The 22,661-nt window shown below is 61.2% G+C and carries 22 protein-coding genes and 1 riboswitch; of the genes, 13 read left to right on the forward strand and 9 right to left on the reverse strand.

Annotated features, from left to right (window positions below; all coding sequences use genetic code 11):
* Nucleotides 1-101: 101 nt before the first annotated feature.
* Nucleotides 102-1,679, forward strand: a complete 1,578-nt coding sequence (locus tag EWR20_RS02140; RefSeq protein WP_165000928.1) for an ATP-binding protein — start codon at nt 102-104, stop codon at nt 1,677-1,679.
* Nucleotides 1,680-1,776: 97 nt separating this feature from the next.
* On the opposite strand, the gene pgm is transcribed toward EWR20_RS02140, so the two are convergent.
* Both pgm and hutG read right to left on the reverse strand, forming a co-directional pair.
* A complete protein-coding gene (gene pgm, locus EWR20_RS02145; RefSeq protein ID WP_129358558.1) occupies nt 1,777-3,411 on the reverse strand; it encodes a phosphoglucomutase (alpha-D-glucose-1,6-bisphosphate-dependent) in 1,635 nt (544 codons plus the stop codon).
* A 174-nt stretch (nt 3,412-3,585) separates the two neighbouring features.
* A complete protein-coding gene (hutG, locus tag EWR20_RS02150) occupies nt 3,586-4,614 on the reverse strand; it encodes a formimidoylglutamase (RefSeq protein ID WP_129358559.1) in 1,029 nt (342 codons plus the stop codon).
* Nucleotides 4,615-4,844: 230 nt separating this feature from the next.
* Here hutG and EWR20_RS02155 point away from each other — a divergent pair, with 230 nt between their 5' ends.
* The 3 genes from EWR20_RS02155 to EWR20_RS02165 all read left to right on the forward strand — a co-directional run bounded on the left by EWR20_RS02155 (nt 4,845) and on the right by EWR20_RS02165 (nt 6,522).
* The gene (locus EWR20_RS02155) at nt 4,845-5,174 is read left to right on the forward strand and encodes a rhodanese-like domain-containing protein (RefSeq protein ID WP_129358560.1); all 330 of its coding nucleotides are present in this window, start codon (nt 4,845-4,847) and stop codon (nt 5,172-5,174) included.
* Nucleotides 5,175-5,188: 14 nt separating this feature from the next.
* Entirely contained in the window at nt 5,189-6,112 is a 924-nt protein-coding gene (gene pheA / locus EWR20_RS02160; protein WP_129358561.1) for a prephenate dehydratase, read from the forward strand.
* Between the two features lie 116 nt (nt 6,113-6,228).
* Complete coding sequence (locus EWR20_RS02165; RefSeq protein ID WP_129358562.1) at nt 6,229-6,522, forward strand: hypothetical protein; 294 nt, start codon at nt 6,229-6,231, stop codon at nt 6,520-6,522.
* A gap of 5 nt (nt 6,523-6,527) precedes the next feature.
* On the opposite strand, the gene EWR20_RS02170 is transcribed toward EWR20_RS02165, so the two are convergent.
* Nucleotides 6,528-7,688, reverse strand: a complete 1,161-nt coding sequence (locus EWR20_RS02170; RefSeq protein WP_129358563.1) for a diacylglycerol/lipid kinase family protein — start codon at nt 7,686-7,688, stop codon at nt 6,528-6,530.
* Nucleotides 7,689-7,698: 10 nt separating this feature from the next.
* Nucleotides 7,699-8,328 carry a GNAT family N-acetyltransferase gene (locus EWR20_RS02175; protein WP_129358564.1) on the reverse strand — a complete coding sequence of 210 codons (630 nt, stop codon included), beginning with the start codon at nt 8,326-8,328 and terminating at the stop codon, nt 7,699-7,701.
* Between the two features lie 96 nt (nt 8,329-8,424).
* On the opposite strand from EWR20_RS02175, the gene serS reads away from it, so the two are divergent.
* From serS to EWR20_RS02195, 4 genes are all read left to right on the forward strand, one after another.
* Nucleotides 8,425-9,735, forward strand: a complete 1,311-nt coding sequence (gene serS, locus EWR20_RS02180; RefSeq protein ID WP_129358565.1) for a serine--tRNA ligase — start codon at nt 8,425-8,427, stop codon at nt 9,733-9,735.
* A 177-nt stretch (nt 9,736-9,912) separates the two neighbouring features.
* Nucleotides 9,913-10,761, forward strand: coding sequence for an HAD family hydrolase (locus tag EWR20_RS02185; protein WP_129358566.1), 849 nt, complete (start codon nt 9,913-9,915; stop codon nt 10,759-10,761).
* 117 nt (nt 10,762-10,878) lie between these two features.
* Nucleotides 10,879-11,679 carry a carbon-nitrogen hydrolase family protein gene (locus EWR20_RS02190; protein ID WP_129358568.1) on the forward strand — a complete coding sequence of 267 codons (801 nt, stop codon included), beginning with the start codon at nt 10,879-10,881 and terminating at the stop codon, nt 11,677-11,679.
* A gap of 135 nt (nt 11,680-11,814) precedes the next feature.
* Complete coding sequence (locus EWR20_RS02195; protein ID WP_129358569.1) at nt 11,815-12,534, forward strand: hypothetical protein; 720 nt, start codon at nt 11,815-11,817, stop codon at nt 12,532-12,534.
* Nucleotides 12,535-12,776: 242 nt separating this feature from the next.
* On the opposite strand, the gene EWR20_RS02200 is transcribed toward EWR20_RS02195, so the two are convergent.
* Nucleotides 12,777-13,376: a helix-turn-helix domain-containing protein gene (locus EWR20_RS02200; protein WP_197964447.1), complete on the reverse strand. Its 600-nt coding sequence runs from the start codon at nt 13,374-13,376 to the stop codon at nt 12,777-12,779.
* A gap of 66 nt (nt 13,377-13,442) precedes the next feature.
* Between EWR20_RS02200 and EWR20_RS02205 the strand changes: the two genes are divergently transcribed.
* Both EWR20_RS02205 and EWR20_RS02210 read left to right on the forward strand, forming a co-directional pair.
* Entirely contained in the window at nt 13,443-14,183 is a 741-nt protein-coding gene (locus tag EWR20_RS02205; RefSeq protein WP_129358571.1) for an AzlC family ABC transporter permease, read from the forward strand.
* A complete protein-coding gene (locus EWR20_RS02210; protein WP_129358573.1) occupies nt 14,180-14,518 on the forward strand; it encodes an AzlD domain-containing protein in 339 nt (112 codons plus the stop codon). Before EWR20_RS02205 ends, EWR20_RS02210 begins: the two co-directional genes overlap by 4 nt.
* Here the strand turns inward: EWR20_RS02210 and EWR20_RS02215 are convergent.
* From EWR20_RS02215 to EWR20_RS02230, 4 genes are all read right to left on the reverse strand, one after another.
* Nucleotides 14,481-16,652 (reverse strand): AMP-binding protein, encoded by a 2,172-nt coding sequence (locus tag EWR20_RS02215; protein ID WP_129358575.1) that lies wholly within the window; start codon nt 16,650-16,652, stop codon nt 14,481-14,483. The genes EWR20_RS02210 and EWR20_RS02215 overlap by 38 nt on opposite strands.
* Nucleotides 16,653-16,678: 26 nt before the next feature.
* Nucleotides 16,679-17,464 carry an ABC transporter permease gene (locus tag EWR20_RS02220; protein ID WP_178945328.1) on the reverse strand — a complete coding sequence of 262 codons (786 nt, stop codon included), beginning with the start codon at nt 17,462-17,464 and terminating at the stop codon, nt 16,679-16,681.
* A 3-nt stretch (nt 17,465-17,467) separates the two neighbouring features.
* Nucleotides 17,468-18,511, reverse strand: a complete 1,044-nt coding sequence (locus tag EWR20_RS02225; RefSeq protein WP_129358577.1) for an aliphatic sulfonate ABC transporter substrate-binding protein — start codon at nt 18,509-18,511, stop codon at nt 17,468-17,470.
* A gap of 79 nt (nt 18,512-18,590) precedes the next feature.
* Nucleotides 18,591-19,433 carry an ABC transporter ATP-binding protein gene (locus tag EWR20_RS02230; protein ID WP_129358579.1) on the reverse strand — a complete coding sequence of 281 codons (843 nt, stop codon included), beginning with the start codon at nt 19,431-19,433 and terminating at the stop codon, nt 18,591-18,593.
* A gap of 8 nt (nt 19,434-19,441) precedes the next feature.
* Nucleotides 19,442-19,578, reverse strand: a riboswitch (SAM riboswitch).
* A gap of 204 nt (nt 19,579-19,782) precedes the next feature.
* On the opposite strand from EWR20_RS02230, the gene EWR20_RS02235 reads away from it, so the two are divergent.
* Genes EWR20_RS02235 through EWR20_RS02245 form a run of 3 tightly spaced genes read left to right on the forward strand, consistent with a single transcriptional unit; the run spans nt 19,783 to nt 22,638 of the window.
* The gene (locus tag EWR20_RS02235) at nt 19,783-20,997 is read left to right on the forward strand and encodes a thiolase family protein (RefSeq protein WP_178946252.1); all 1,215 of its coding nucleotides are present in this window, start codon (nt 19,783-19,785) and stop codon (nt 20,995-20,997) included.
* A gap of 3 nt (nt 20,998-21,000) precedes the next feature.
* Nucleotides 21,001-21,771, forward strand: a complete 771-nt coding sequence (locus EWR20_RS02240) for an enoyl-CoA hydratase/isomerase family protein (RefSeq protein ID WP_129358583.1) — start codon at nt 21,001-21,003, stop codon at nt 21,769-21,771.
* Nucleotides 21,772-22,638: a 3-hydroxyacyl-CoA dehydrogenase family protein gene (locus EWR20_RS02245; protein WP_255411234.1), complete on the forward strand. Its 867-nt coding sequence runs from the start codon at nt 21,772-21,774 to the stop codon at nt 22,636-22,638. It abuts the gene before it with no gap.
* Nucleotides 22,639-22,661: the final 23 nt, after the last annotated feature.

Genomic DNA, 22,661 nt, shown 5'->3' on the forward strand with positions numbered 1-22,661 from the left:
GCGATCAGGGGCCGTCTGCGCCCGTACGCCGCCATTTCGTTGCCTCATAGTCATCAAGATTTTGGATGACGATGAGCGACTATGTGACTAGCATCATGACTATGAAGAGCACTAGACAGCTCATCAAGGAACTCAGGGCATCGGGCTCGGAATCGACCGAGGTCGAGGTCAAATCCGGCCTCCATGGCTTTCCCAAGTCTGCCGTGGAGACAATGAGTTCGTTCGCGAACGGAACCGGCGGAACCATTCTCTTCGGTCTCACCGACAAGACGTTCCGCCCCGTCAAAGGCTTCGACGCGCAACGCGTTCACGACGCGGTGTCCAATGCGGTCAGGGCGAAGCTCACGCCGCATCCAGCCGTCGAGCTCTCGGTTGAGGAATTCGAGGGCGCCAGAGTCGTCAGAGCCGATGTCGAGGAGCTTCCGTACTTCGACAAGCCCTGTTTCGTGGCCAGCAAAGGAGCGTACGGGGGCTCGTATATACGGATCGGCGAAGGCGACCACAAGCTCTCGGAGTACGAGGTCACGCAATTGCGCGACAATCGCGTGCAACCCGGCTACGACCGGGAAGCCGTGGAAAATGGGAACCAAGAAACGCTCAATGCCCAAGCCGTCGACAACCTTCTCGAGAAAGCCTGCGAGCGTACCCCCGCCGCCTTCAGTGGGGTCGAACCCCGGATTGCTCTCAAGAGGCTCAACGTCACGCACGAATCCACACGTCGGGCCCGGCCGACGCTCGCTGGCCTCTTGGCTCTTGGGGTATATCCCCAAGAGTTCTTTCCCCAGCTCAATGTAACGTTCGTGGCGGTTCCGGGGACATCGCTCGGGGAGGTGGATGCGGGCGGCGTCGCTTTCACGGACAACCAGTCGTTCAACGGGCCCATTCCGACGTTGATCACCGCCTCGGTAGAGGCTGTGCGGCGAAATTCGAATCGAGCGGCGATCATCACGGGGGCGGGCCGGAGGGATGTTTACGACTTTCCCGACGTCGCCGTCCGAGAAGCCATGACCAACGCCCTCATGCATCGGGATTACAGCCCGTATGCTCGCGGAATACAGGTCCAGATGGAGCTCTATTCGGATCGTCTGGAAATCCGCAATCCCGGGGGCTTGTACGGCGGGATTCGAGTCGAGGAGCTAGGGCGTGTTTTCACATCGTCGTCGCGTAACGCGGCCCTGGCGAAATTGCTCGAAGAAGTCGAGATGCCCCGAACCGGGACGTCGGTCTGTGAAAATCGTGGGTCAGGTATCGCCCGCATGGCGTTTGCGATGGAACAAGCTGGCAAGCCATCCCCGGAGTTCCGCGTGACACCAACCTCCGTGACCGTGATACTGCGCTTGGCGCCGGTTCCTTCCGCGAGTTCCGTACCCCACTCGCAGCTGCGCACGGAAGCACAGGGGCGCACCCGGATAGCGCTCAACGCCGATTCACATGAGCAGCAGCTCATTGAACTCATGGCCCGGCGAAGCGCGCCGATCACGAGTCAACGTATTCAGGACGCTCTGTGCCTCTCGCAGTCCGCAGCCAACCGTCTCCTGAAGAGGATGATCGACGCGGGTCAGGTCCTGCCGACTGCCCCGCCCCGCAGTCACCGCAGAAGGTACCTGCTCGCGGACGGGGTAAGGGGCAGCTCGGATGGGAACGCGCGACGAATTATTGGCGGGAAAGTACGGCCTTGACCTCACCCATGGGTCGCGGTGTTGGCGAAAGCCTATATGCTTTCCCGATCTGATCGAGAGCAAAGCGGTGTGTGGCCATCTTCCGGCCGTCTCCGCCTTAGCTGAGGGCTCCGTCGACCAGGGCCTTGGCTTCCTTTTGGACCTCGGCCAAATGCTCGTCTCCCTTGAAAGATTCCGCGTAGATCTTGTAGACGTCCTCGGTTCCTGATGGGCGGGCAGCGAACCACGCGTTTTCCGTGACGACTTTCAGGCCGCCGATCGGTTCTCCATTTCCAGGTGCCTCGGTCAAAGTCGCAGTGATGGCCTCTCCTGCGAGCTCGGTTGCGGTGACGTCCGCGGCGGAAAGTTTCTTGAGCTTTGCCTTTTGCTCTCTGTTCGCGGGCGCGTCGATGCGCGCGTAGCTGGGCGAACCGAAATCCTCCGTCAGCTCCGCGTAACGCTGAGACGGGGTCTTGCCGGTAACCGCCGTCATCTCCGCCGCCAGCAGGGCCAGGATGATCCCGTCCTTGTCCGTTGTCCAGACCGAGCCGTCTTTTCTCAGGAAGGAAGCACCGGCAGATTCCTCGCCGCCGAAGCCCAGAGAACCGTCCATGAGGCCTGCGACGAAGAATTTGAAGCCCACGGGAACTTCGACCAAGGGGCGGTTCAGGGATGCGGCGACCTTGTCGATGACGGATGAGGAAACCAGGGTCTTGCCGACCCCTGCGGCCCCCGGCCAGTCCGGTCGGTGGCTGTACAGATAGTCGATGGCGACCGCGAGGTAGTGATTGGGGTTCATCAGCCCTTCATCCGGGGTGACGATTCCGTGCCGGTCAGAATCGGCGTCGTTGCCGGTCGCTATGTCGTACTTGTCCCGCGAGGCAATCAGGGAAGCCATGGCATTGGGCGACGAGCAGTCCATGCGGATTTTCTCGTCCCAATCCAAGGTCATGAACGACCATCTGGGATCGACCTCGGGATTCACGACGGTCATGTTGAGGCCGAATCGCTCCGAGATGGTGATCCAGTACTCGACGGCGGCCGAGCCCATGGGGTCGGCACCGATGCGCAACCCCGAATCGCGGATCGCTTCGAGGTCGATGACCTCGGGCAGTGCCGAGACGTAGGAGGTCATGAAATCGAAGCGCCCGGTCGTGTCCGCAGCTTTGGCCCGGGCCAGCGGCAGCCTCTTGACGCCCGCGAGATCGTTCTCGAGGAGCTCGTTCGCGCGGTCCGCAATCCACGAGGTCGCGTCCGAATCCGCAGGCCCACCGTGCGGTGGATTGTATTTGAAACCGCCGTCTGTGGGTGGGTTGTGGCTCGGGGTGATGACGATGCCGTCCGCACGCTCCGCCGAAGGCTTGGCGTTGTGCGTCAGTATCGCGTGGGACAGGGACGGAGTGGGAACGTAGCCGTCGTTGGAATCCACTAAGACGTGGACCTCATTGCCTGCCAGAACTTCCAAAGCAGTCTCTTGGGCGGGACCGGACAGCGCATGGGTGTCACGACCCATGTAGAGAGGACCCTTGTAGCCCTGACCGGCTCGATACTCGACAATCGCCTGGGTGATCGCTGCGATATGAGCCTCATTGAACGACGCTTTGAAAGAACTTCCGCGATGGCCTGACGTGCCGAATGAGACACGCTGGTCGGGGTCTCCCGAGTCCGGGACCACCGAGTAGTAGGCGTCGGTCAATTCCTTGAGATCGACGAGGTCTTGTGGTTGAGCGGGGGTTCCTGCGCGGTTAGCCATGACTTAAACCTATCCCGAAAAAGCTGAGCGGGGGCTACGGCGGGCTTATCACCTCGCCGTCCACACTCGGTTGGTTCTTACGTCTCTACAATCATGGGCAGCTGATCGGTCCTCGTCTGCCCGACGCCGGTTGCGGCTGATGCGCGTCCGGCGTCGAGCGGATATCTCGATTCCTTAGGACAAGCCCTGGGCATGGAGCGCACGCTGGCGTTGAGCCAGGAATTCGCGTTGCTCGGGTGAATCGGCGGCGTCTGCGGCGGGCCGATTGAAGGCAGCGCGGGTCGAGCCGTCGATCAGGCGTGCGGCCGCGCGGGCGGTGCGTTCATCGAGATCGTATTCAGGATTGAGACCGACGATGTCCATCATGGCCATCTTGCCGCTCGCGGCGACGCGTTGGACCACTTCTTGGACGACGATCATCGGGACGCCGAGGGCGGACGGCGCGCTGACTCCAGGCGCCTGGTATCCGGGAAGAACGTCGAGATCAACACTGAGATAGACCACATCCAGGTCTGCCAGCTGCTGGTCGACGAAATCGAGGACGTTCTGCAGGCGGCATTCCGCGCACTGGTCATCCTTCAGATAGGAGACGTTGAGATCCTGGGCGTGCTCGAATTGCGCGCGTACGTTATCCGCCTCGCTGACTCCGAGAACGCTGTAGTGGAACTCGCGCTCGGACTTCTTCTCCTCCGTGATGATTTGGCGCAGCGCAGTGACCGCCGTGGGCTGGGGGGTATTGCGAATCGCGAAATGGGAATCGAGGCTCATGACGCCCCACTTTTTCACCTCGTCGAGAGATCCGGACGCAACAAGCCCCTGATATGCCGCATAGGTGGTCTCGTGTCCGCCGCCCAGGACGACTGTCAGGCTGTGCTCCGGGATGATGCGGCCGAGCTGTTCCCCGGCCTCAGCCTGAGCTTCTTCCATGTTGTGTCCGTCCACGGCGACGTCACCGCGATCGTGGACGATTTGTCCTCCATGAAAGGCCAGCTGAGCCAGCGCATGCCGAATGTGGAATGGCCCTTTGGCCGCGCCCGGGCGCCCCTGGTTGCGTACGGTGCCCTCATGGGAGGCGAAACCGAAGATCGCCAGACCTTTGGGATCGTCTTCCTTCTGCACCTTCCCGGCGTACACCATGTGGTGCCAACGGGTGTGGATTGCTCCCGGACCCTCGTCGCGTCCCATCCAAGGTGTTGTCTCCATGACCAATTCCTCTGTTTTGAAATTTTATGTAGCTTGATCCCACACATAACACCCGTGGTCATGAACTTGGCAAGCTTATGCCGCATATCGTCCCGAATCTTGGGACAACTGGTCGCGTTTCCGCGATCTGGGACGGTTGTGGATTTCTTCGTGAGCCTTCCGACGTGCACGGTAAGTTAGATAAGGAAGAAGCGAATACGGGCGGATGCCGCCTCGAGTGAGGAGAAACCATGGACGAGAACGTTCCCAACGTGAAGGTCGAGGAAATCCCCGAGGGCGCCAAGATCCTCGATGTCCGCGAGGACTATGAATGGGAAGAAGGACACATCCAAGGGGCTCAGCATCTTCCGCTGGACCAAGTTCCGGAACGATATGGCGAGGTTCCCCTGGACGAGGACGTCTACGTCATCTGTCGGAGCGGAGGCCGTTCGCTGCGCGCGACTGCCTACCTTAATCAGTACGGATTCGATGCGTTCAACGTGGTCGGTGGCATGGGTGCATGGCAGGACGCCGAGAAACCCATGGTCTCCGAGAACGGCCAGACACCGCAGGTTCGGTAGTCAGGCGTTCACACATGAAGTACACATATCTCGGCCCCGAGGGCACGTTCTCTGAGGCCGCACTGCTTTCTGTCCCTGGTTCGGACACCGCCGAACGCATACCGGCCACGTCCGTTCCGGCCGCCCTGGCCATGGTCCGCGAGGGCAAGGTCGATGCGGCGATGGTTCCGATTGAAAACTCCGTAGAGGGCGGTGTCACGGCAACCCTTGATGCCATTGCGGACGGGGAAGACCTGCGCATCGTTCGGGAGGTGCTGGTCCCCATCCGTTTCATCCTCGTCGGTGCCCCAGGACTGACGCTCGACGAGGTCCGAGTGGTGTCGACGCATTCCCATGCTTGGGCACAGGTCCGGAAATGGATGGGTGAAGCGCTGCCCAATGCGGATTACGTGCCCGCGAGCTCCACGGCCGCGGCGGCGGTCGCATTCCTCGATGAAGACAACCCAGGGTATGAGGCGGCGGTATGCTCCCCGATCGTCGCCGAACAGCATCCGGAACTGAACTTGCTCGCAACAGATATTGGTGACAACGCCAATGCGATCACCCGATTCATTCTGGTGACCTCGGCCCACGACGGTCTGCCGACCCCTGAGCCCACCGGGGCGGACAAGACCACCCTGGTCATCCCGCTCCCCGAGGACCGCGCGGGCGCTCTGATGGACCTTTTGGAACAGTTCGCGGTGCGAGGGGTGAATCTTTCACGCATTGAGTCACGGCCGACGGGGCAGTCATTGGGCTCGTACTTCTTCTCCATCGATGCCGAAGGTCACTTGGAAAACCTGAGAATGCGCAACGCCCTGCGTGGCCTGCACCGGGTATCACCGGGTGTGAAGTTTCTGGGTTCCTATCCTCGCGCCGATCGGAAGGAACCCCTTCTCGACTCGCATCATTCCGACGAGGCTTTTTCCCGGGCAGACAAGTGGGTGGACAACCTCTGAAGTGCCGCGGTGACGTGATGCCGCCCGCAGGGTTGCTGTCGAGGGAATCCGTGGGCGTTTGACCCGTTCCGGTGGATACTGAACACTTAAGGTCGAAGAATAGAAGGGGAAACCACATGCGAGTTACCGGTTGGTTGCAGGCTGGCATCATCATGCTTGTCCTGGGCATCTTCGTGGGAGCTTACGGGGTCGGCATTTGGGCGCTCGCTCTGGGCCAGGATACGGACGCGGACAGCGGAGCCAAGATTGCTTCGCCCATCATGATGCTTGCCTCCGTCCCCCTCCTCGTTGTCGGCCTCGGTATGACCATCTCCGGCATCTTTTGGGAAAGGCATGTTTTCCTCGAAGCGCTGTCGGCCCGAAGGCAAGAGGCGGAAGCCGCGTCTTCTGTTCGGTCTCGCCCAGAATAAAGTGACTAACTCACCGACGGGTTGACGAACCGCCGCCAGTTCAAACGGGACTGTCCCAGAGCGCTTGTCTTCCTGAGGTTCGCCAAACTGCGGAACGGTGTGATGTTCTCCGGGTAGGTGTTGACGGCAAGGACTGCCGGCCGGACCTCGGCCACCAGGCGACCATAGGTTCCGATCAGGTCGCCATCGACCTCTACCGGTTGCGGACTGCCTCCGAAGTCCAGTACGACTTTCTTCCCGTGAAGATGCTCGATGACCGGAAGGCCGTTTCTTTTCCGCGTCACGACCTGTCTGGTCAAGGATACCCACCCGACCAGGTTGCGAGGGGTCAGCAAGATGACTTCGAGGAGACCGTCGTCCGCCGTGGAGTCCGCGGCCAGATGAAGACCGGCCGTGATTTCCCCGCAATTGGCGACGAGTACTGCACGAATCCTCCTGCGGATCGGTTCATCGTCGTCGATCTGGATGGCAACCGGACGTCTGACGGAAACCAAATTGCGCAGACCGGCCTCGACGTAGGCCAACCACCCCAATCTCGACTTTAGATCGTCCTTGGTGTCCGTCATGATTTGGGCGTCGAAGCCCGCCCCGCCCATGACCAGGTACGACAGCTCTTCATGGATCCCGTCCTGCCGCGTCGCTCGGAGACCGATCATGTCGATGCGTCGGGGCCTGCCATGGAGTGCCGTATCGATGCAGGAATGCAGATCCGAGATGCTCATTTCCAGGTTGCGTGCGAGCAGATTGCCAGTGCCCAGCGGGACGATTCCCATCCCCGTCGTGGTGCCCTCCAGGACGCCAGCCACCTGGCGGACCGTGCCGTCCCCACCCATAGCAATGACGAGATCACAGCCGTCGGCCACTGCCTGTTCGGCCATACCGCGGCCGGGATCTTCCGTCGTCGTCTCGTAGAACTTCGGTTCCGGCCAATCGATTTTACGAGTTGCGTGTGCCAGAGCATCGCACGAGAAGTGTGCGAGCGACTTCACCGGGTTGTACACGACACCGACCTGACGTGGGCTCCCCGGTTCGAGACGGGGGCGCCACGGCACGGGCTGGGTCAGTACAGGGGGCCGCCCTCGCCACGACGTGACGACGCTGGCGGCAGCGGCGGCGGCCAGGCTCAGGAAGCCCACCACACCTAGGGCTTTTCCGGAAGGTCGCATAATTTCCAGGTTACCGGTCCTGAGCGCGATTCATCCGGTGAGCCAACTGATTACGGACCGCGGGCCACTCGTCGCGCACGATCGAATAACTGCAGGTATCCCGGATCGAACCATCCTCCATACGCCGATCGTTGCGCAGCACGCCGTCCAGTTGCGCTCCCAAATCCTCGATCGCTCGTCGGGACTGTCGGTTCAGTTTATGGGTTTCGAAGCGCACGCTGATGCACTTGAGGGTTTCGAAGGCATAGGTGAGCAGGAGTTTCTTCGACTCGATGTTCATCCCGGTCCGTTGCGTCGACGCGGCATTCCAGGTGTATCCGATATCGACCCTCGGCGCGCTCCAGTCAAGATCGTAATAGCTTGTCATGCCAGTGATTTTGCCGTCGGCGAGACGACGGGCTGCGAAAGGGATCATGGCCCAGTTTCGCTGGAGCTCCAGACGCCGGCGGATCTCTGATTCGACGCCTTCCGGTCGGGGAACCGAGGTGTACCAAAGGTTCCACAGTTCGCCGTCGCGGGTTGCGTCCTGAAGATCCTCGCAATGATCGAGGGAAAGCTGTTCAAGCTGGACCGACGTGCCCGTAAGCGTAGGCGCGGTCAAGTCGGTTGGAGGCGTTGGGATGGTGTCGAATTCCGTCATGGGCCTACCGTATCGGGTGTCCAATTCGGGTCACCGTTATCCACAGCGATGTATCCGACGTGGGAACCTCGCGAGCGTTGCGGTAGGTTAAGGGGCGTGATCGACATTAATCTTCTGCGCGAAAATCCAGACCTGTTTCGGGCTTCTCAGCGTGCCCGCCAATCCGACGTCGAGCTCGTGGACCACATCCTCGAAGCTGACGCCAATCGTCGGCAGTCGATTAGTGATTTCGAATCACTGCGAGCGGAACAGAAGTCTTTCGGCAAAAAGGTCTCCCAGGCCACTGGCGAGGAGAAAAATGCCCTGCTGGCCGAGGTCAAAGAGCTCTCACAGAAGGTCAAAGCCGCGGAAAATGCCTTGAACGAAGCCCAGGCAGCTCAGGACGAACTCCTCTCCCGCATGGAGAACCTCATCATCGACGGCGTCCCCACCGGTGGCGAGGACGACTTCGTCACCTTGAAAACGGTTGGCGAGCCCCGGGATTTCGCTTCCGAAGGCTTCGAACCGCGGGATCATCTTGAGATCGGGGAGCTCCTCGACGGCATCGATATGGCCAGAGGAGCCAAAGTCTCCGGTGCGCGTTTTTACTTCTTGAAAGGTGCGGTCGCTCGCCTCGAACAGGCTTTGCTGTGGATGGCACTGGACCAAGCCACCAAGGCCGGCTTCACGATGCTGACTACCCCGACCCTCGTCCGTCCCGAGACTATGGCTGGGACTGGTTTCAACGTCAAGCACGACGACGAGATCTACCGGCTCGAGCGGGACGATCTTTACCTCGTGGGAACATCCGAGGTCGCGATCGCCGGTTACCACGCGGACGAGATCATCGATTTCGACGGCGGACCCCGGAAATATCTCGGGTGGTCCACGTGTTACAGACGTGAGGCCGGATCCGCCGGCAAGGATACCCGCGGCATCATTCGCGTACACCAGTTCAACAAAGCAGAAATGTTTGTGTACTGCCCCGTAGAAGAAGCGGAAGGCATGCACGAGAAAATGCTGGCCTGGGAAGAGGAAATGCTGGGCAAGTGCGGCCTGTCCTATCGTGTGATCGATACTGCGGCCGGCGATTTGGGTTCTTCGGCAGCGAGGAAGTTCGATTGCGAGGCGTGGATTCCCACCCAAGGCACATACCGTGAATTGACCTCGACCTCGAATTGCACGACGTTCCAGGCCCGGCGGCTGAACATTCGAGAGCGCAAGCCGGACGTGGTCTCCGCCAACGGCAAGACGAAAAAGGGCGGAACCCGGACGGTCGCTACCCTCAATGGCACGCTGGCTACAACGCGTTGGTTGGTCGCGATCTTGGAAACTCACCAGCAGAAGGACGGATCGGTCCGCATCCCCGAAGCGCTGCGCCCCTATATGGGCGGGCTCGAGGTCATCCCAGTGGTTGGGCAGAAATAGTCCAGCAATCGGCCGCCGTCCGAACTTGCCCGTCGTGTCGCTCCTCAGGGGTGAAACCTGGGCTAGGTCGGGCGGCGTCCCAATTTAACGAGAATTCTTAACCGCCGATTCATCGCGAATTCGCTGAATCGGTGCATACCCGTTATAACGGGTGGATCAGATGAAAGTATGGAAATAATGACTCAAGAAACAATTCACCCGCCGGTGCAGGTGCGCTGGCACAAAGAAGCAGGGGTGAAATACCTGGTGGCCCTCGACGTCGACGGAACCCTCGTGGACCACGACGGTCACATGTCAGAAGACGTCAAGGAAGCCGTTCGATCCGTTGCCCAGGAAGGGCACCACATCGTGGTCTCGACCGGCCGTTCGAAGGGTGCGACCTTGCCGATCGTGGAACTCGCCGACATCGAGTCCGGCTACGCGGTCAGCTCCAACGGCGGCGTGACACTCGAAATCGGCAAGCAACACGTGGACGGTTATAAAATCGTCGACGCCGTGACCTTCAGGCCGGCCAAGGCGCTCGCCGCTCTCCACGAAAAACTGCCCGGCGCAAAATTTGCTCTCGAGGCCGCTGATGGGTCGTTCTTCTCGACAGCCCATTTCCAGGACCGGAGCTTCGGCATGGAGGCGCAGACCGTTTCCCTCGAGGAAATCCTCGACATGGAAGCCGTCCGCGTGGTGGTTTTCTCGTCCGAAACGGACATCGACTCCTTCGCCGAAATCATCGACGAAGTAGGCCTGCACGGTGTGACCTACTCGGTGGGCTGGACTCCCTGGCTGGATATTGCGGCTCACGGAGTTTCCAAGGCATCTGCCCTCGAACAGATCCGTAAGAATCTCGGCGTCGACCCTGCCCATACCATTGCGATGGGCGACGGCCGGAATGACATCGAGATGCTCGAATGGGCCGCTCGCGGCGTCGCCATGGGACAGGCGCCGGAGGAAGTCATCGACGTCGCCTCCGAGGTCACCTCGTCGGTTTACGACGACGGCGCCGCGCACATCCTGCGCAGCTTGTTGGACTAAGGAGCAGTCACCGCCTGTGCGCAGGTGCAGAAACAGATTGCTGCTTACACCAGGCGCGCCCCCTCGTCGGCGTTGGCCGTAAGCTCGAAGGCAGGACGTTATCCGTAAGGAGCCAGCATGAAAATTGCTATCGCGCAGATCAACAGCAGCGAGATTGTCAGCGAAAACCTGAGCAAGGTGCAGGATTGCACGCGCCGCGCTCGCGAAGAAGGCGCGGAACTCGTCGTCTTCCCGGAAGCTACCATGACTGCTTTCGGCAGTGACCTCTTCGCGGCAGCGACCGAACATGCCGAGATGTGGAAGACCGAAATGCAGTGGCTCGCCGCGGAACAAGAGATCTCCCTGGTGACTGGCGAATTCGCTCCTGCCGAGGACGGCAAAGTACAAAACATCCTGGCCGTGTACACGCCTTCGGGCGAGAGACTCGATTACGCCAAGATTCACCTGTACGACGCGTTCGGCTTCACGGAGTCCAACGACGTGGCACCTGGAAATGATTTACTCGTGGTCAACATCGGCGGAGTCTCGGTGGGTTTGTCCCTGTGCTACGACATCCGGTTCCCCAAGCTGTTTGCCGAATTGTCTCGCAAGGGCGCACAGGTTTCCTTGGTGGCCGCGTCATGGGCCGCCGGAAGCGGCAAGGTGGAGCAATGGGAAACCCTGGCTCGTGCCCGCGCCCTGGACAGCAACACGATCGTCGTCGCGGTGGATCAGGCCGACCCGAAGGTCTCCGGTGTCAACGTCAATCCCAAGGCTCCGACCGGTGTCGGACACAGCATCGTCTCAGACCCTTTCGGTCACGTTATTGCCTCGTTCGGCGAGGCAGAAGAATTGCAGGTCCTCGAACTGGATCTGGGCGTGGTCGAGCAAGCAGAAAAATCGATCCCTGTTCTGGAGAACGCAAAACTCGGTTATTAGAATTCCATTCCGGGGCGTCTCAGACAGTGGATTCCTGCCGAATCTGGGGTAAACCCGTTGACTTACCGGTAACTGCTTGAAATTCTCAATATAAGCGTTATCACTGGTCGGTTATGGATTTAGGGATGTGGGACAGTGGCTCCGTCGAAATACAGGACCGCTGGTGTCGGCATGCTGTTGGTTTCTCTCTCCGTGCCGATCCTTTCGGGCTGCACAGGAGCAACCAGTGATTCCAGCGTGGCCAGCCTGCCCGCTGAGACGAACACCTCTTCGCCGGAGCCGTCGGAGGGCTCCGCATCGGGTGAGGCAAGCCCGTCGAGTGGATCCACGGGCCAGCACCGGCAATTGGAAGTCATCGATGATCCTTGCGCGAGTTCCTGCATAAAAGGCGGAACCATTGAGGTTCAACATCCTGCGTTCGGCCCGATGACAGTGATCCCGTACTGGAACAAGCGCGCCGACGACAACGGCTCGCCGGCAGGGAATGCCGCTTATGCCCTGTACCAACATGACAAGGCCGTCGGCTACGTGGAGGATCCGAATCAAAAGCTTCTGTGGTTCGGCGCCAGACCGGTTGATCAGGCCAACTCAGATGTGTGGAATCTCGAAAACGGATCCAATGTGGACAAATATGGCAACGTTTACCTCAGCTACAACGGCGGGGTAACGGTACTCACCCCGACCGATCAGGGATACAACTCCTATGATTCGATGCCCAGCGGGACCAACCCTTTCAAAAATGCATCGTTGCATATCGACCCCTCTGGGGAACCGACCATGACGTATTCAGAAGACGGCCAAGAGCGGGAACACCATTGGGACGGCAATCAGTTCGTCGATTCCGAAGATTTCTGAGATTCGTTCCCCGAACCGCCAAAGGCCCGTATCCGGTTTCGGATGCGGGCTTTGTGTTGTCCGGGAATTCAGCCCCGGGAAGATTCGAACTTGCTCGCCGGGGCATGGCTCAGTTGATGAGCTTATTGTGCGGCGGGCGTCGTTGCGCACGTGAGCAGCGGCCGTTCACGGCGGTGACGTCGGCTTGCAGTGGCACCGTCCTCAAACAGTAGCGAACGTCATTACTGGCGAAGGGACAGCGATCAACTGTCGATGACGTAAACCGCACGCGTGCCCGGCTCGAGTGCCTCGAAACTGTGTTCGACGTCGCCCGCGAACGTCAGGAAGTCACCCGGATTGAGCACGGCTTCCTCTCCGTCGCAAACCGCCCGTGCCCTTCCTGCTGCCAGCACGATATGTTCGACGGTTCCCGTGGGGTGGGGGCTGGATTCCCGGGCCCGGCCGGGTTCGGCGCTGATGAGGTAGACATCGCGCCGCACTCCCACTTGGCCTGCGGAAAGAAGCGCGGCCGAATAGCTCGCATTCGAGGAGGGGAGTTGAGGCAGATTCTGGAGTCTCACGAGGGAGATGCGGCCGCGGGGAGGGTCGAGCAGTTGTGCCAGCTGCACCCCGTACGAGGTGGCCAGCGCCCACATGGTTTCGACGCTGGGGTTCCCCGATCCGGCCTCTAGCTGAGAGAGCGTCGACTTGCTGACGCCGGCCCGCTTGGCCGCCTCGCTCAGGCTGAGACCGTGCCTGGCTCTCTCTCGTTGGAGTGCCTGCGCCATGCGCAGTTTTTGCGCATCCGGTTCCTCGGGCCCATCGGTGTCGCGTGAGTCGGGGAGTTCGACGTCGAAGTTCATATCATCAATATATTGGACGTTCGTATTTCTTGACGAACGTTTAGGCAAGGATGCACCATAATAACCATGCGTTCGATTTATAGAACGGTCTCGCGGTTATTCTCTGATACCGTGGCGCCGACCCAGCGTCGCAATGCGATGGCGATCTTCCTGACCCTCGGTGCGGTGGGGCTTTCCTACGGTGCGCTGTCGCAATCCTCGGGATTCGCGATCTGGCAAACCGTTCTCTTGGCGGCTTTGGCAACCAGTGGCGCGGCGGAGCTGACTTTCGTCGGCGTGATCGCTGCGGGAGGAGCCCCGATCTTCGCGGTATTGGGAGGGCTTTTGGTCAACTCCCGCAATTTCGCATTCGGTCTCAGCGCGGGGGAGTATGTGCCCCGAGGTTGGCGCCGACTCCTGGCATCTCACATGGTCAACGACGAAACCGTCGCCTTTGCCCGATCGGTGAGGGGCCGTCAAGCCCGTTGGCAGCATTTCGTCGTCATGGCCATACTTCTGTTTCCCGCATGGGTAGGCGGCGCCGCACTCGGCCAATTGCTCGGTTCCGTGGTCGACGCCGATGCCCTCGGCCTGGACGCTGCCTTTCCCATCATTCTGTTCTGCCTCGTGGTTCAGGACCTCAAGAATCCGCTTGTCGCAATCATCGCTGGCGGAGGAGCGATACTCGCGATCTCGGCTACTCCTGTGTTGCCCCTGGGGCTCGGAGCCGTCGCGTCGCTCGTGATCCTGATTCCGGCGGCCGGATTCATCTGGGCCAAAGGCCACATCCGCCCATCTCGCACGAGTGCCGAAGGAGGCGAAGTATGAGCACCCTTCCCTTTGTGATCGCCTTGGCCGGTCTGGTCATCGGAACCTACATCCTGCGCTATGTGGGCGTGAGAATCGGTTCGATGTCCGGAACGGAGGAGGACACCGAAGAACCCACGCCCGCTCGCCTCTGGATGGACCGGGCCACCGTGGTCCTGATCTGCGCAGTCGCCGCGACCACCATGGTCTTCGAGGGGCAGGACGTCGCCGGGCCGGCGCGCATCATCGGGACTTCGGCCGGGATCATCGCCGCAATCGTCAAAGTTCCCCTTCTCATCTGCGTGATCCTCGGGATGGCTACCTGCGCGGCCCTTCGCCTGTTTGGCGTCGCGTAAGCACCTCGGCGATGTGGTCCAACGCTTCCTCATTCTGAAGCGAAGACCGATCTCCCAATTTCCGCCCCTGGTACAGCTCCCCGAGAAGGCGCCGGGTGATCTTGCCCGACCTGGTCTTGGGGATGTCCTTGACCACGATGACGTCCTTCGGCTTGGCGATGGGGCCGATCTCCCGGGTCACATGGTCCCTCAGGGCCTCCCGGAGCTCACTCTCATTCGGGGGCCGATTGCCGGCGACGGTCACGAATGCGATGGCGGCGTGCCCCGTGAGCTCGTCCTCGACGGGGCAGACACCTGCTTCGACGACGGCTTCGTGGGTCACCAGAGCCGACTCGATTTCGATGGTCGAGAGTCTGTGCCCGGAGATGTTGATGACGTCGTCGATCCGGCCGAGGATGTAGGTGTCGCCTTCGTCGTCGACCTTGGCGCCGTCCCCGGCGAGGAACCAACCGCGGTCGCCGTAGTGTTTCCAGTACGAATCCAAGTACCGCTGAGGGTTGCCCCACACGGTGCGCGCCATCGAGGGACCGATTTTGTCCACCACGATGAATCCCTGGGTCGACGGCTCGATGTCCTGTCCGGACTCGTCCACAACCCGCGTCGAAATCCCCGGAACCGCCCGGGTTGCGCAACCTGGTTTGACCCGCGTGTGCGGTGCATCGTCCGAGAACGAACCGGCAGGTGCGAACTGCGGATCGTGAGGTCTCGGAGAACACACGGTCGCGCCGGTCTCGGACTGCCACCATGTATCGATGAACGGAACCTCACCGGCGCCCACGTTGTCGCGCAGCCATCGCCAGGCTTCCGGATTGATGGACTCACCGACTGATCCCAGAAGCCGCACGGACGCGAGGTTATAGCTCGCGGGAAGGCCTTGCGGAAAAGCGCCCATCAAGGAACGGATGAGGGTCGGGGCGGTGTAGTAATTCGTGACGCCGTATCGTTCGATGATTTCGAAGTGGCGACCGAAATGCGGGGTATTGGGCGTCCCCTCGTAGATCACCTCGGATACCCCGTTGAGGAGCGGACCATAGATCTCGTAAGTGTGGGCCGTGACCCAGGCGAGATCGGCCGTGCACCAGTGAACCGTGGAATCGACTTTGCCCGCGTCATTCTCCGCGGAAAGCTCATCCGGACGGACTTCTCCGTCCTCGTCCAGAGTTTCGGGGAGGAGATCGAATAACAGGGCATGAGTGTATGCCGTCTGGGTGAGGTAGCCGCCCGTCGTGTGGACAAGTCCCTTCGGGCGGCCGGTTGTTCCGGAGGTGTAGATGATGAACAGAGGGGTTTCGGCATCGAAGAATTCCGGCTCGTGCACATCGGATGCGCTCTCGATGAGGTCGTGCCACCACACATCGCGTCCCGTCGTCCACGGCACAGCTTGCTCGTCCTTGGAACGGAAGCCTTTGTCGGACGGGGAGAGCGGAACACCCGCGGGTGTCTTGCGGCCAGGACGCGAGGTCCGACGGACCACCACGACGTGTTCGATGGAGTTGTCTCCCGCGCAGGCCTCGTCGGCGTTCTGCTTCACGGGAACGACCTTGCCCCTTCGGTTCTGACCGTCCGTGGTCACCAGAACCTTGGCACCGGTGTCTTCGACACGGAATTTGAGTGCTTCGGCGGAGAAGCCGCCGAATACGAGCGAATGCACGGCCCCGATCCGAGCACAGGCGAGTGTGATGATGACGGTCTCCGGAATGACCGGAAGATAGATCACAACGCGATCGCCTTTCTCGACTCCGAGATCGAGCAGAGCATTCGCGGCACGGGAGACTTCCGTCTGCAACCGAGCGTAGGTGTAGACCTCCCGGTCCCCGGGCTCGCCCTCGAAGTACAGGGCAATGTGCTGGCCGCGTCCCGCCTCGACGTGCCGGTCTACGCAGTTATAGGCCGCGTTCAGTCTGCCGCCTTCGAACCAGGCGATCTCGGGCACGCTGAACTCCGGTGCTCCGTCCTGGTCAGTGCCTATGGGCCGCGGCTTCTCGAACCGGTGTGCGGTGTGCCAGGGTTCGGCCCAGGACAGGCGTCCTGCCTGTTTTTCCCAGAAATCAACGCGGGCGGCGTCGGAGATCGTGGCGGGATTCGGAGTCGGATTGTGGGGGTCCGAGAAGACAAAATTTGTCGGAAGAGTCATGATCGTTCCTATCCGTTGCGGATCCTTTACGCGTCTGCCGGGGCGGTGCCCCATCGGCGTTGGGTCCATCGTTCAAAGATTCCTACCAGGGCGTCGGTGATTTTGCCCAGTATTGCCAAGAGAATGATCGCCAGAATCAGGCGGTCGGTTCGGCCGTTGCTCTGCGAATCGGTCAGCAGGAAGCCCAGGCCCATCGAAGCTCCTACGAGTTCTGCAGCCACCAGGAAAAGCCATGCCTGGGCCAGGGCGAGTCGGAGACCGGAGACCACGGACGGCATGACCGCCGGAAGCTGAACCGTTGTGAAAAGTCGTAGGCCAGTGATCCCGAATGAGCGGGCGGCCTCGATCAGCTGGCGGTCGACGTGTTTCAGCGAACCGGCGACTGTGGTGTAGACGGGAAAGAACGCGCCGATCGCGACGAGAATGACCTTTGAGTTCTCGCCCACGCCGACCCAGAGCAGCATCAAGGGGACCCAGGCAAGAGACGGCACGGCTCGCACCGCTCCCACGGTCGGACCGGCCAAGACGTTCGTCCAGTGTGAGAGACCGATCAACGCACCAATCACCAGCCCGAGGGCGCTTCCGATGAGGAACCCCAGGATTACCCGTTGCGTCGAGATCCCCACGTGTTGCCACAGCTCGTGGCGCTGAACCAACTCGACCCCGGCATCGACCACGGCCGATGGCGTCGGAAGCTGAATCGGTGAGAAAACACCGGTCGAGGAGAGTAGATGCCACACCAGCAACATGATCAACGGCAGGACCAAGCCCAGGGCGCCTACGGCCCAACGATTTCTCGGAAGGAATTTCACGCTCTACTTCCCCTCAATCCGTGTGGCCGCGCAACGCGCGTCCGCTGCCTCGGCGTAGTGCTTGTCGATGATGTTGGCCACGGCGTCGTCGACGTCCTTGCGGTCCGAGACGTCTCCGGAATCCACGAGGATGGGTGCAACATTCCGGAGTACTTTGAGCTGAGCTTCGCCCGGCACAGGATCGATGTCCAAATGCGTGCGTTGCCAGACTTTCTCAGCGACCCCACCGGAAACTGCTGCTTCTTCGGCGAATAATCGTGTTGCCTCGCTCGGATTCTTCAGTGCCCACTCTCTGGCGTACGCATAAACGTCGACGACGAGCTGGGCACCCTCCGGATTCTGTTGCAGGAACTCTTCCCGGGCGTTGAGGAAGCCCCACGTGTTGAACTCCAGGTTCCGGTAGAACAAGACGTCACCGCCTTCGTCTTCTGCGGTCGCCATGATCGGGTCGAGCCCTGACCACGCATCGACTTGATGGGTATCGAGCGCGGCCCGACCGTCGGCATGCTGCAAGTTCACGATCGTGACGTCATCCGTGCTCATGCCGGCAGCTTTGAGGGCCTGAACCAACAGAAAATAGGGGTCCGTCCCCAGCGTCGCCGCGACGGACCGGCCTGCCAGATCCTCAACCCGTCGAATCGGCGATTCCGGCGTGCGCACGAGCGCCGACCATTCCGGTTGTGAGAAGAGATCAATGGTTTTGAGCGGAGCCCCGTTCGCTCGCGCCAGAAGAGCGGCCGATCCCGCCGTCGACCCCACGTCTATAGCTGCACCGATGAGGTTCTGATTGGCTTTGTTCGAACCTGCCGACTTGAGCCACGTGACCGATTGCCCCAGATTGGCCGCGGCTTTCTCGAGCCATTCCTTCCTGCGAATAATCAGGGACAACGGGTTGTACGTCGCGTAATCGAGGGTAATGCTGCTGGTCGCGTCCGCGTTGATGACGCCGCGTCCGGCGCCTTCGCCGGACATGCACCCCGTCAGGGCGAATGCCACGACTCCGAGGCCGGTGGCCCGCACCGCGTCTCGGCGGGAAAAGTTGATCATGAGGTTGGGGTCCTTGCGAGGAAGTCGAGGAGGGGATGAACGAGGAAACCATGGGCGCGGGCCTCGTTGGCGCAGCGGGTCACACTTCCCGAAACGCCTCATGCGCGGTGGTGTCCACGCCCAGCAGACCCAAGAGGTGGCCGCGCATTCGGACTAGTTGCGCGTCCTCCCGGGAACGAGGGCGCGGCAAACCGACCTCAACGCTTTCGACAATCCCCGCCGGTACTCCCGGTGCCGTGCGGCCGAGTACGACGACGCGGTCGGATAGGTACAGGGCCTCGTCCACATCGTGGGTTATGAGGAGAACCGTTGTGGGGTCCTGACCATGAACATCCAGCAACAGATCCTGCATTTTCAGGCGAGTCAAGGCATCCAGGGCCCCGAAGGGCTCATCGAGGAGGAGAACTCTGGGGTTGCGTGCCAGTGCCCTGGCCAAGGACGCGCGTTGCGCCATGCCCCCGGAGACTTCCCCGGGGCGATGGCTCGCGTGCTCTCCCAGACCCACAAGGTCGATCAGCTCGGCGACTCGTCTGCGTCCGCCGTTCTTGCTCGCATTCTTCGGCAATCCGAGAGCAACGTTGTCCGTGATGGAACGCCACGGTAGCAGCCGTGGTTCCTGGAATCCCACGGCGCACCGGGAATCGATGTTGCGCACTGGCGTTCCGTCAATCGTGACGGATCCTGCGCTCGCGGCGTCGAGTCCGGCCGCTGCACGCAGAAGAGTCGACTTCCCACAGCCCGAAGGGCCGACGACCGCGACGATTTCCCCCGGTTCCGCGGTGAAGTTCACGTCACGGAGAACTTCGGACCCGGCAGCGCCGCGCCTGGATCCCGGGAATGACTTTCCGACGCCGTGGAACCGAACCGAAGCCGCTTTCGTCCCGGCTTCCTGCGCGCGTTCCGTCGAGTGCGCCGAGGTCACAATCAATCACTCCATCGAATCCTGGCGTTAGCACCGTGCTCGTCCGCGGAGGATCTCTCCGCCTGCGGGCAGAGCGAAAGATCACCGTGGAGATGGGTTGCTGCGACGTCATCGAGCCAGGTCTCTCAGTCGCTCTGGATGGTTTTCCCCTCCAGTTAATCCCGTGTGCTGCAAGGGCTCCAACTCGCGAGGGACTATTGCGGGAGATGAACTGCGGACCGTCAAAGTCCGTAACCCTGGCGCACGATGCGAATGGAGTGGAATTGACGCATGTCACACCGGATGCGATATTAGTGAACGAATGGTCAGTAATTCTAAGTCTGTCCCACCAGGAGTTCTTATGCCCGAAATGCCCGCAGCCTTCCTCGTCGGTGGAGCCCGCACTCCGGTGGGTCGATACGGCGGTTCCCTCTCCTCGGTTCGCCCGGACGATCTCGCGGCACTGTGCATCAGCACCGTCGTCGAGGAAGCGGGAATCGACCCGGCCGACGTCGATGAAGTCATCCTGGGCAACGCCAACGGGGCGGGTGAGGAGAACCGGAATGTGGCCCGTTTGGCCTGGTTGCTGGCCGGTTACCCGGACTCGGTGCCGGGGATGACGGTGAATCGGCTATGCGCCTCGGGGATGTCCGCGATCACGATCGCCTCCCAAATGATCAAGGCTGGTGCCGCGGAGATCGTGGTCGCCGGCGGCGTTGAATCGATGTCTCGCGCGCCCTGGGTCATGGAAAAGCCGACCAAACCTTTCTCCAAGCCCGGTGAGGTCTTCGATACTTCAATCGGCTGGCGGTTCGTGAATTCGAAATTTGTGGACGGTCCTTTGTCCCGCAACGGCAAGGCAACGTATTCGATGCCGGAGACCGCCGAGGAGGTTGCTCGCGTGGACGGAATCACGCGCGAGGAAGCAGACGAATTCGCGGCGCGCTCCCAGGAGAAGTCCAACGCGGCGATCCGGGCGGGCAGGTTCGCGGACGAAATCGTGCCCGTCAAAGTTACCGGTCGTAAGGGCGAGGTGAGTCTGGTCGAGACCGACGAGGGCCCGCGCCCGGGTACCACTACCGAGGTTCTGGCCAAGCTGAAGCCGGTCGTCAAAGGCGGATCCGTGGTCACGGCCGGTAACTCCTCGGCCCTCAACGACGGTGCCTCGGCGATTATCGTCGCTAGCGAGAAAGCCGTGAAAAAATACGGGTTGGAGGTCCGCGCCCGGATTGTGGATGGTGCGTCGGCCGGTGTACCTCCGGAAATCATGGGCATCGGGCCCGTCCCGGCGAGTCAGAAGGTCCTGGATCGTTCCGGCTGGGGCGTCGAGGACCTGGGCGCCATAGAAATCAATGAAGCCTTCGCGACTCAGTCGCTCGCCTCGATCCGTAGACTCGGCCTGGATCCGGACCTCGTGAACAGGGATGGAGGAGCGATTGCGTTGGGACACCCTCTCGGTTCTTCCGGCTCCCGAATCACCATCACGCTGTTGGGCCGAATGGAGCGCGAGGGTGCTTCCAGGGGCCTCGCGACCATGTGCATCGGCGTCGGACAGGGCGCCGCTCTCCTCCTCGAAAGGGCATAGACCATGGAATTGACCGGTGAATTCACGGCGATCGACATCCAGGAGCGCGAAGACCGACTCCACGTTCGCCTCAATAGGCCCGAGGTTCGCAACGCGATCGACGCGACCATGATCGACGAGTTGCACCGGGTCTGCGCGCACCTGGAATCCGAACCGAAAATCCTGATCCTCTCCGGAACCGAGGTGAACGGAAAAGGCATCTTCGCATCCGGTGCCGATATCGCCCAGTTGCGTGAACGGCGCCGGGACGATGCACTGCGTGGAATCAATTCGCGGCTCTTCGAGAGATTGGGGAGCCTTCCGATGCCCGTGATCGCGGCCCTCGACGGCTACGCCCTGGGTGGCGGTGCCGAGCTCGCCTGGGCCGCAGATTTTCGCATCGGGACACCCGAGATCAAGGTCGGCCAGCCGGAGACCGGCCTCGGCATCGTGGCAGCCGCCGGGGCCATGTGGCGGCTCAAGGAACTCGCCGGAGAACCGCTGGCCAAGGAGCTTCTGTTCGCAGGGCGCACGCTGAGTGCCGAAGAGGCCCTCAGGGCGGGCCTCATTACCGAAATTCACGAATCGCAGGATCTGCTCGAAGCCGCCGACGGTCTGGCCGATCGAATCGCCAAGCAAGATCCGCTCGCGGTCCGGATCGCCAAAGGCGTCTTCCATATGCCTCGGGAGGCGCATCCATACGTTGACGAGCTCGCCCAGGCGGTCTTGTTCGAATCTCCCGCCAAATTCGACCGTATGCAGTCTTTCTTGGACCGCAGGAAGGAGCGCAGCTAAGTGAGCGCGCATGACAAGCAGCAAGTTCCCGAACGCGTAGGAGTACTTGGCGGTGGCCGCATGGGGGCCGGGATCGCGCATGCGTTCCTGATCTCAGGTGCGGCAGTGACCGTCGTCGAGGTCGATGACGAAGCCGCTCAAGCCGCTCGAGCTCGCATCGAGAAAGACATCCGGGCTTCCGTCGAGCGCGGCAAGATCAGCGGAGAAGCCGACGAGTGGGCCAAGAAACTGGAGACCGCGACCGATGCTTCCGCCTTTGCCGACCGCCAGCTGGTGATCGAGGCCGTTCCGGAGATCTGGGATCTCAAGGTCGAATCCCTTCGCAGGGCAGAGTCGAATGTGGGCGAGAATTCGTGGCTCGCGACCAATACATCCTCGATGTCCGTGGACGGGCTGGCCGAAACCTTGGAGCGTCCCGAACGGTTCTGCGGACTGCACTTTTTCAACCCGGTCCCGGCTTCCAAGCTCGTAGAGGTCGTCGTCGGGAAGAAAACTTCGGAGGAATTGCAGGGCCATACCCAGGAGTGGGTGGCCGGGCTGAACAAGACCCCGGTGACCGTGCACGATGCCCCCGGTTTCGCGTCCTCGCGACTTGGAATTGCCCTGTCCCTGGAGGCGATCCGCATGGTCGAGGAGGGGGTGGCCTCGCCCGAGGATATCGATCATGCGATGACCCTGGGATACAAGCATCCGGTCGGCCCCCTGGCGCTGACCGACATCGTGGGTGTGGATGTGCGTCTCGACATCGCCGAATACCTGGAGTCCAAGCTGGGGTCGCGTTTCAGTCCGCCGCAACTCATGCGAGACATGGTCGAACGCGGTGAGCTGGGCAAGAAGACCGGGAAAGGCTTCTACTCGTACGAGTAGCGCCTCGACCCGTATATCGGGAC

The organism is Rothia uropygioeca (assembly GCF_004136585.1).
In the GTDB taxonomy this organism is placed as follows: Bacteria; Actinomycetota; Actinomycetes; order Actinomycetales; family Micrococcaceae; genus Rothia.

Bases quoted from the DNA above. Each gene is read 5' to 3' on its own strand.
- pgm (WP_129358558.1), bottom strand. From the start codon at position 3,411: ATGGCTAACCGCGCAGGAACCCCCGCTCAACCACAAGACCTCGTCGAT.
- EWR20_RS02190 (WP_129358568.1), top strand. From the start codon at position 10,879: ATGAAAATTGCTATCGCGCAGATCAACAGCAGCGAGATTGTCAGCGAA.
- EWR20_RS02205 (WP_129358571.1), top strand. From the start codon at position 13,443: ATGCGTTCGATTTATAGAACGGTCTCGCGGTTATTCTCTGATACCGTG.
- EWR20_RS02170 (WP_129358563.1), bottom strand. From the start codon at position 7,688: ATGCGACCTTCCGGAAAAGCCCTAGGTGTGGTGGGCTTCCTGAGCCTG.
- EWR20_RS02210 (WP_129358573.1), top strand. From the start codon at position 14,180: ATGAGCACCCTTCCCTTTGTGATCGCCTTGGCCGGTCTGGTCATCGGA.
- EWR20_RS02140 (WP_165000928.1), top strand. From the start codon at position 102: ATGAAGAGCACTAGACAGCTCATCAAGGAACTCAGGGCATCGGGCTCG.
- EWR20_RS02240 (WP_129358583.1), top strand. From the start codon at position 21,001: ATGGAATTGACCGGTGAATTCACGGCGATCGACATCCAGGAGCGCGAA.
- EWR20_RS02235 (WP_178946252.1), top strand. From the start codon at position 19,783: ATGCCCGCAGCCTTCCTCGTCGGTGGAGCCCGCACTCCGGTGGGTCGA.
- EWR20_RS02175 (WP_129358564.1), bottom strand. From the start codon at position 8,328: ATGACGGAATTCGACACCATCCCAACGCCTCCAACCGACTTGACCGCG.
- EWR20_RS02185 (WP_129358566.1), top strand. From the start codon at position 9,913: ATGACTCAAGAAACAATTCACCCGCCGGTGCAGGTGCGCTGGCACAAA.
- EWR20_RS02200 (WP_197964447.1), bottom strand. From the start codon at position 13,376: ATGAACTTCGACGTCGAACTCCCCGACTCACGCGACACCGATGGGCCC.
- EWR20_RS02165 (WP_129358562.1), top strand. From the start codon at position 6,229: ATGCGAGTTACCGGTTGGTTGCAGGCTGGCATCATCATGCTTGTCCTG.
- EWR20_RS02225 (WP_129358577.1), bottom strand. From the start codon at position 18,511: ATGATCAACTTTTCCCGCCGAGACGCGGTGCGGGCCACCGGCCTCGGA.
- EWR20_RS02215 (WP_129358575.1), bottom strand. From the start codon at position 16,652: ATGACTCTTCCGACAAATTTTGTCTTCTCGGACCCCCACAATCCGACT.
- hutG (WP_129358559.1), bottom strand. From the start codon at position 4,614: ATGGAGACAACACCTTGGATGGGACGCGACGAGGGTCCGGGAGCAATC.
- pheA (WP_129358561.1), top strand. From the start codon at position 5,189: ATGAAGTACACATATCTCGGCCCCGAGGGCACGTTCTCTGAGGCCGCA.
- EWR20_RS02155 (WP_129358560.1), top strand. From the start codon at position 4,845: ATGGACGAGAACGTTCCCAACGTGAAGGTCGAGGAAATCCCCGAGGGC.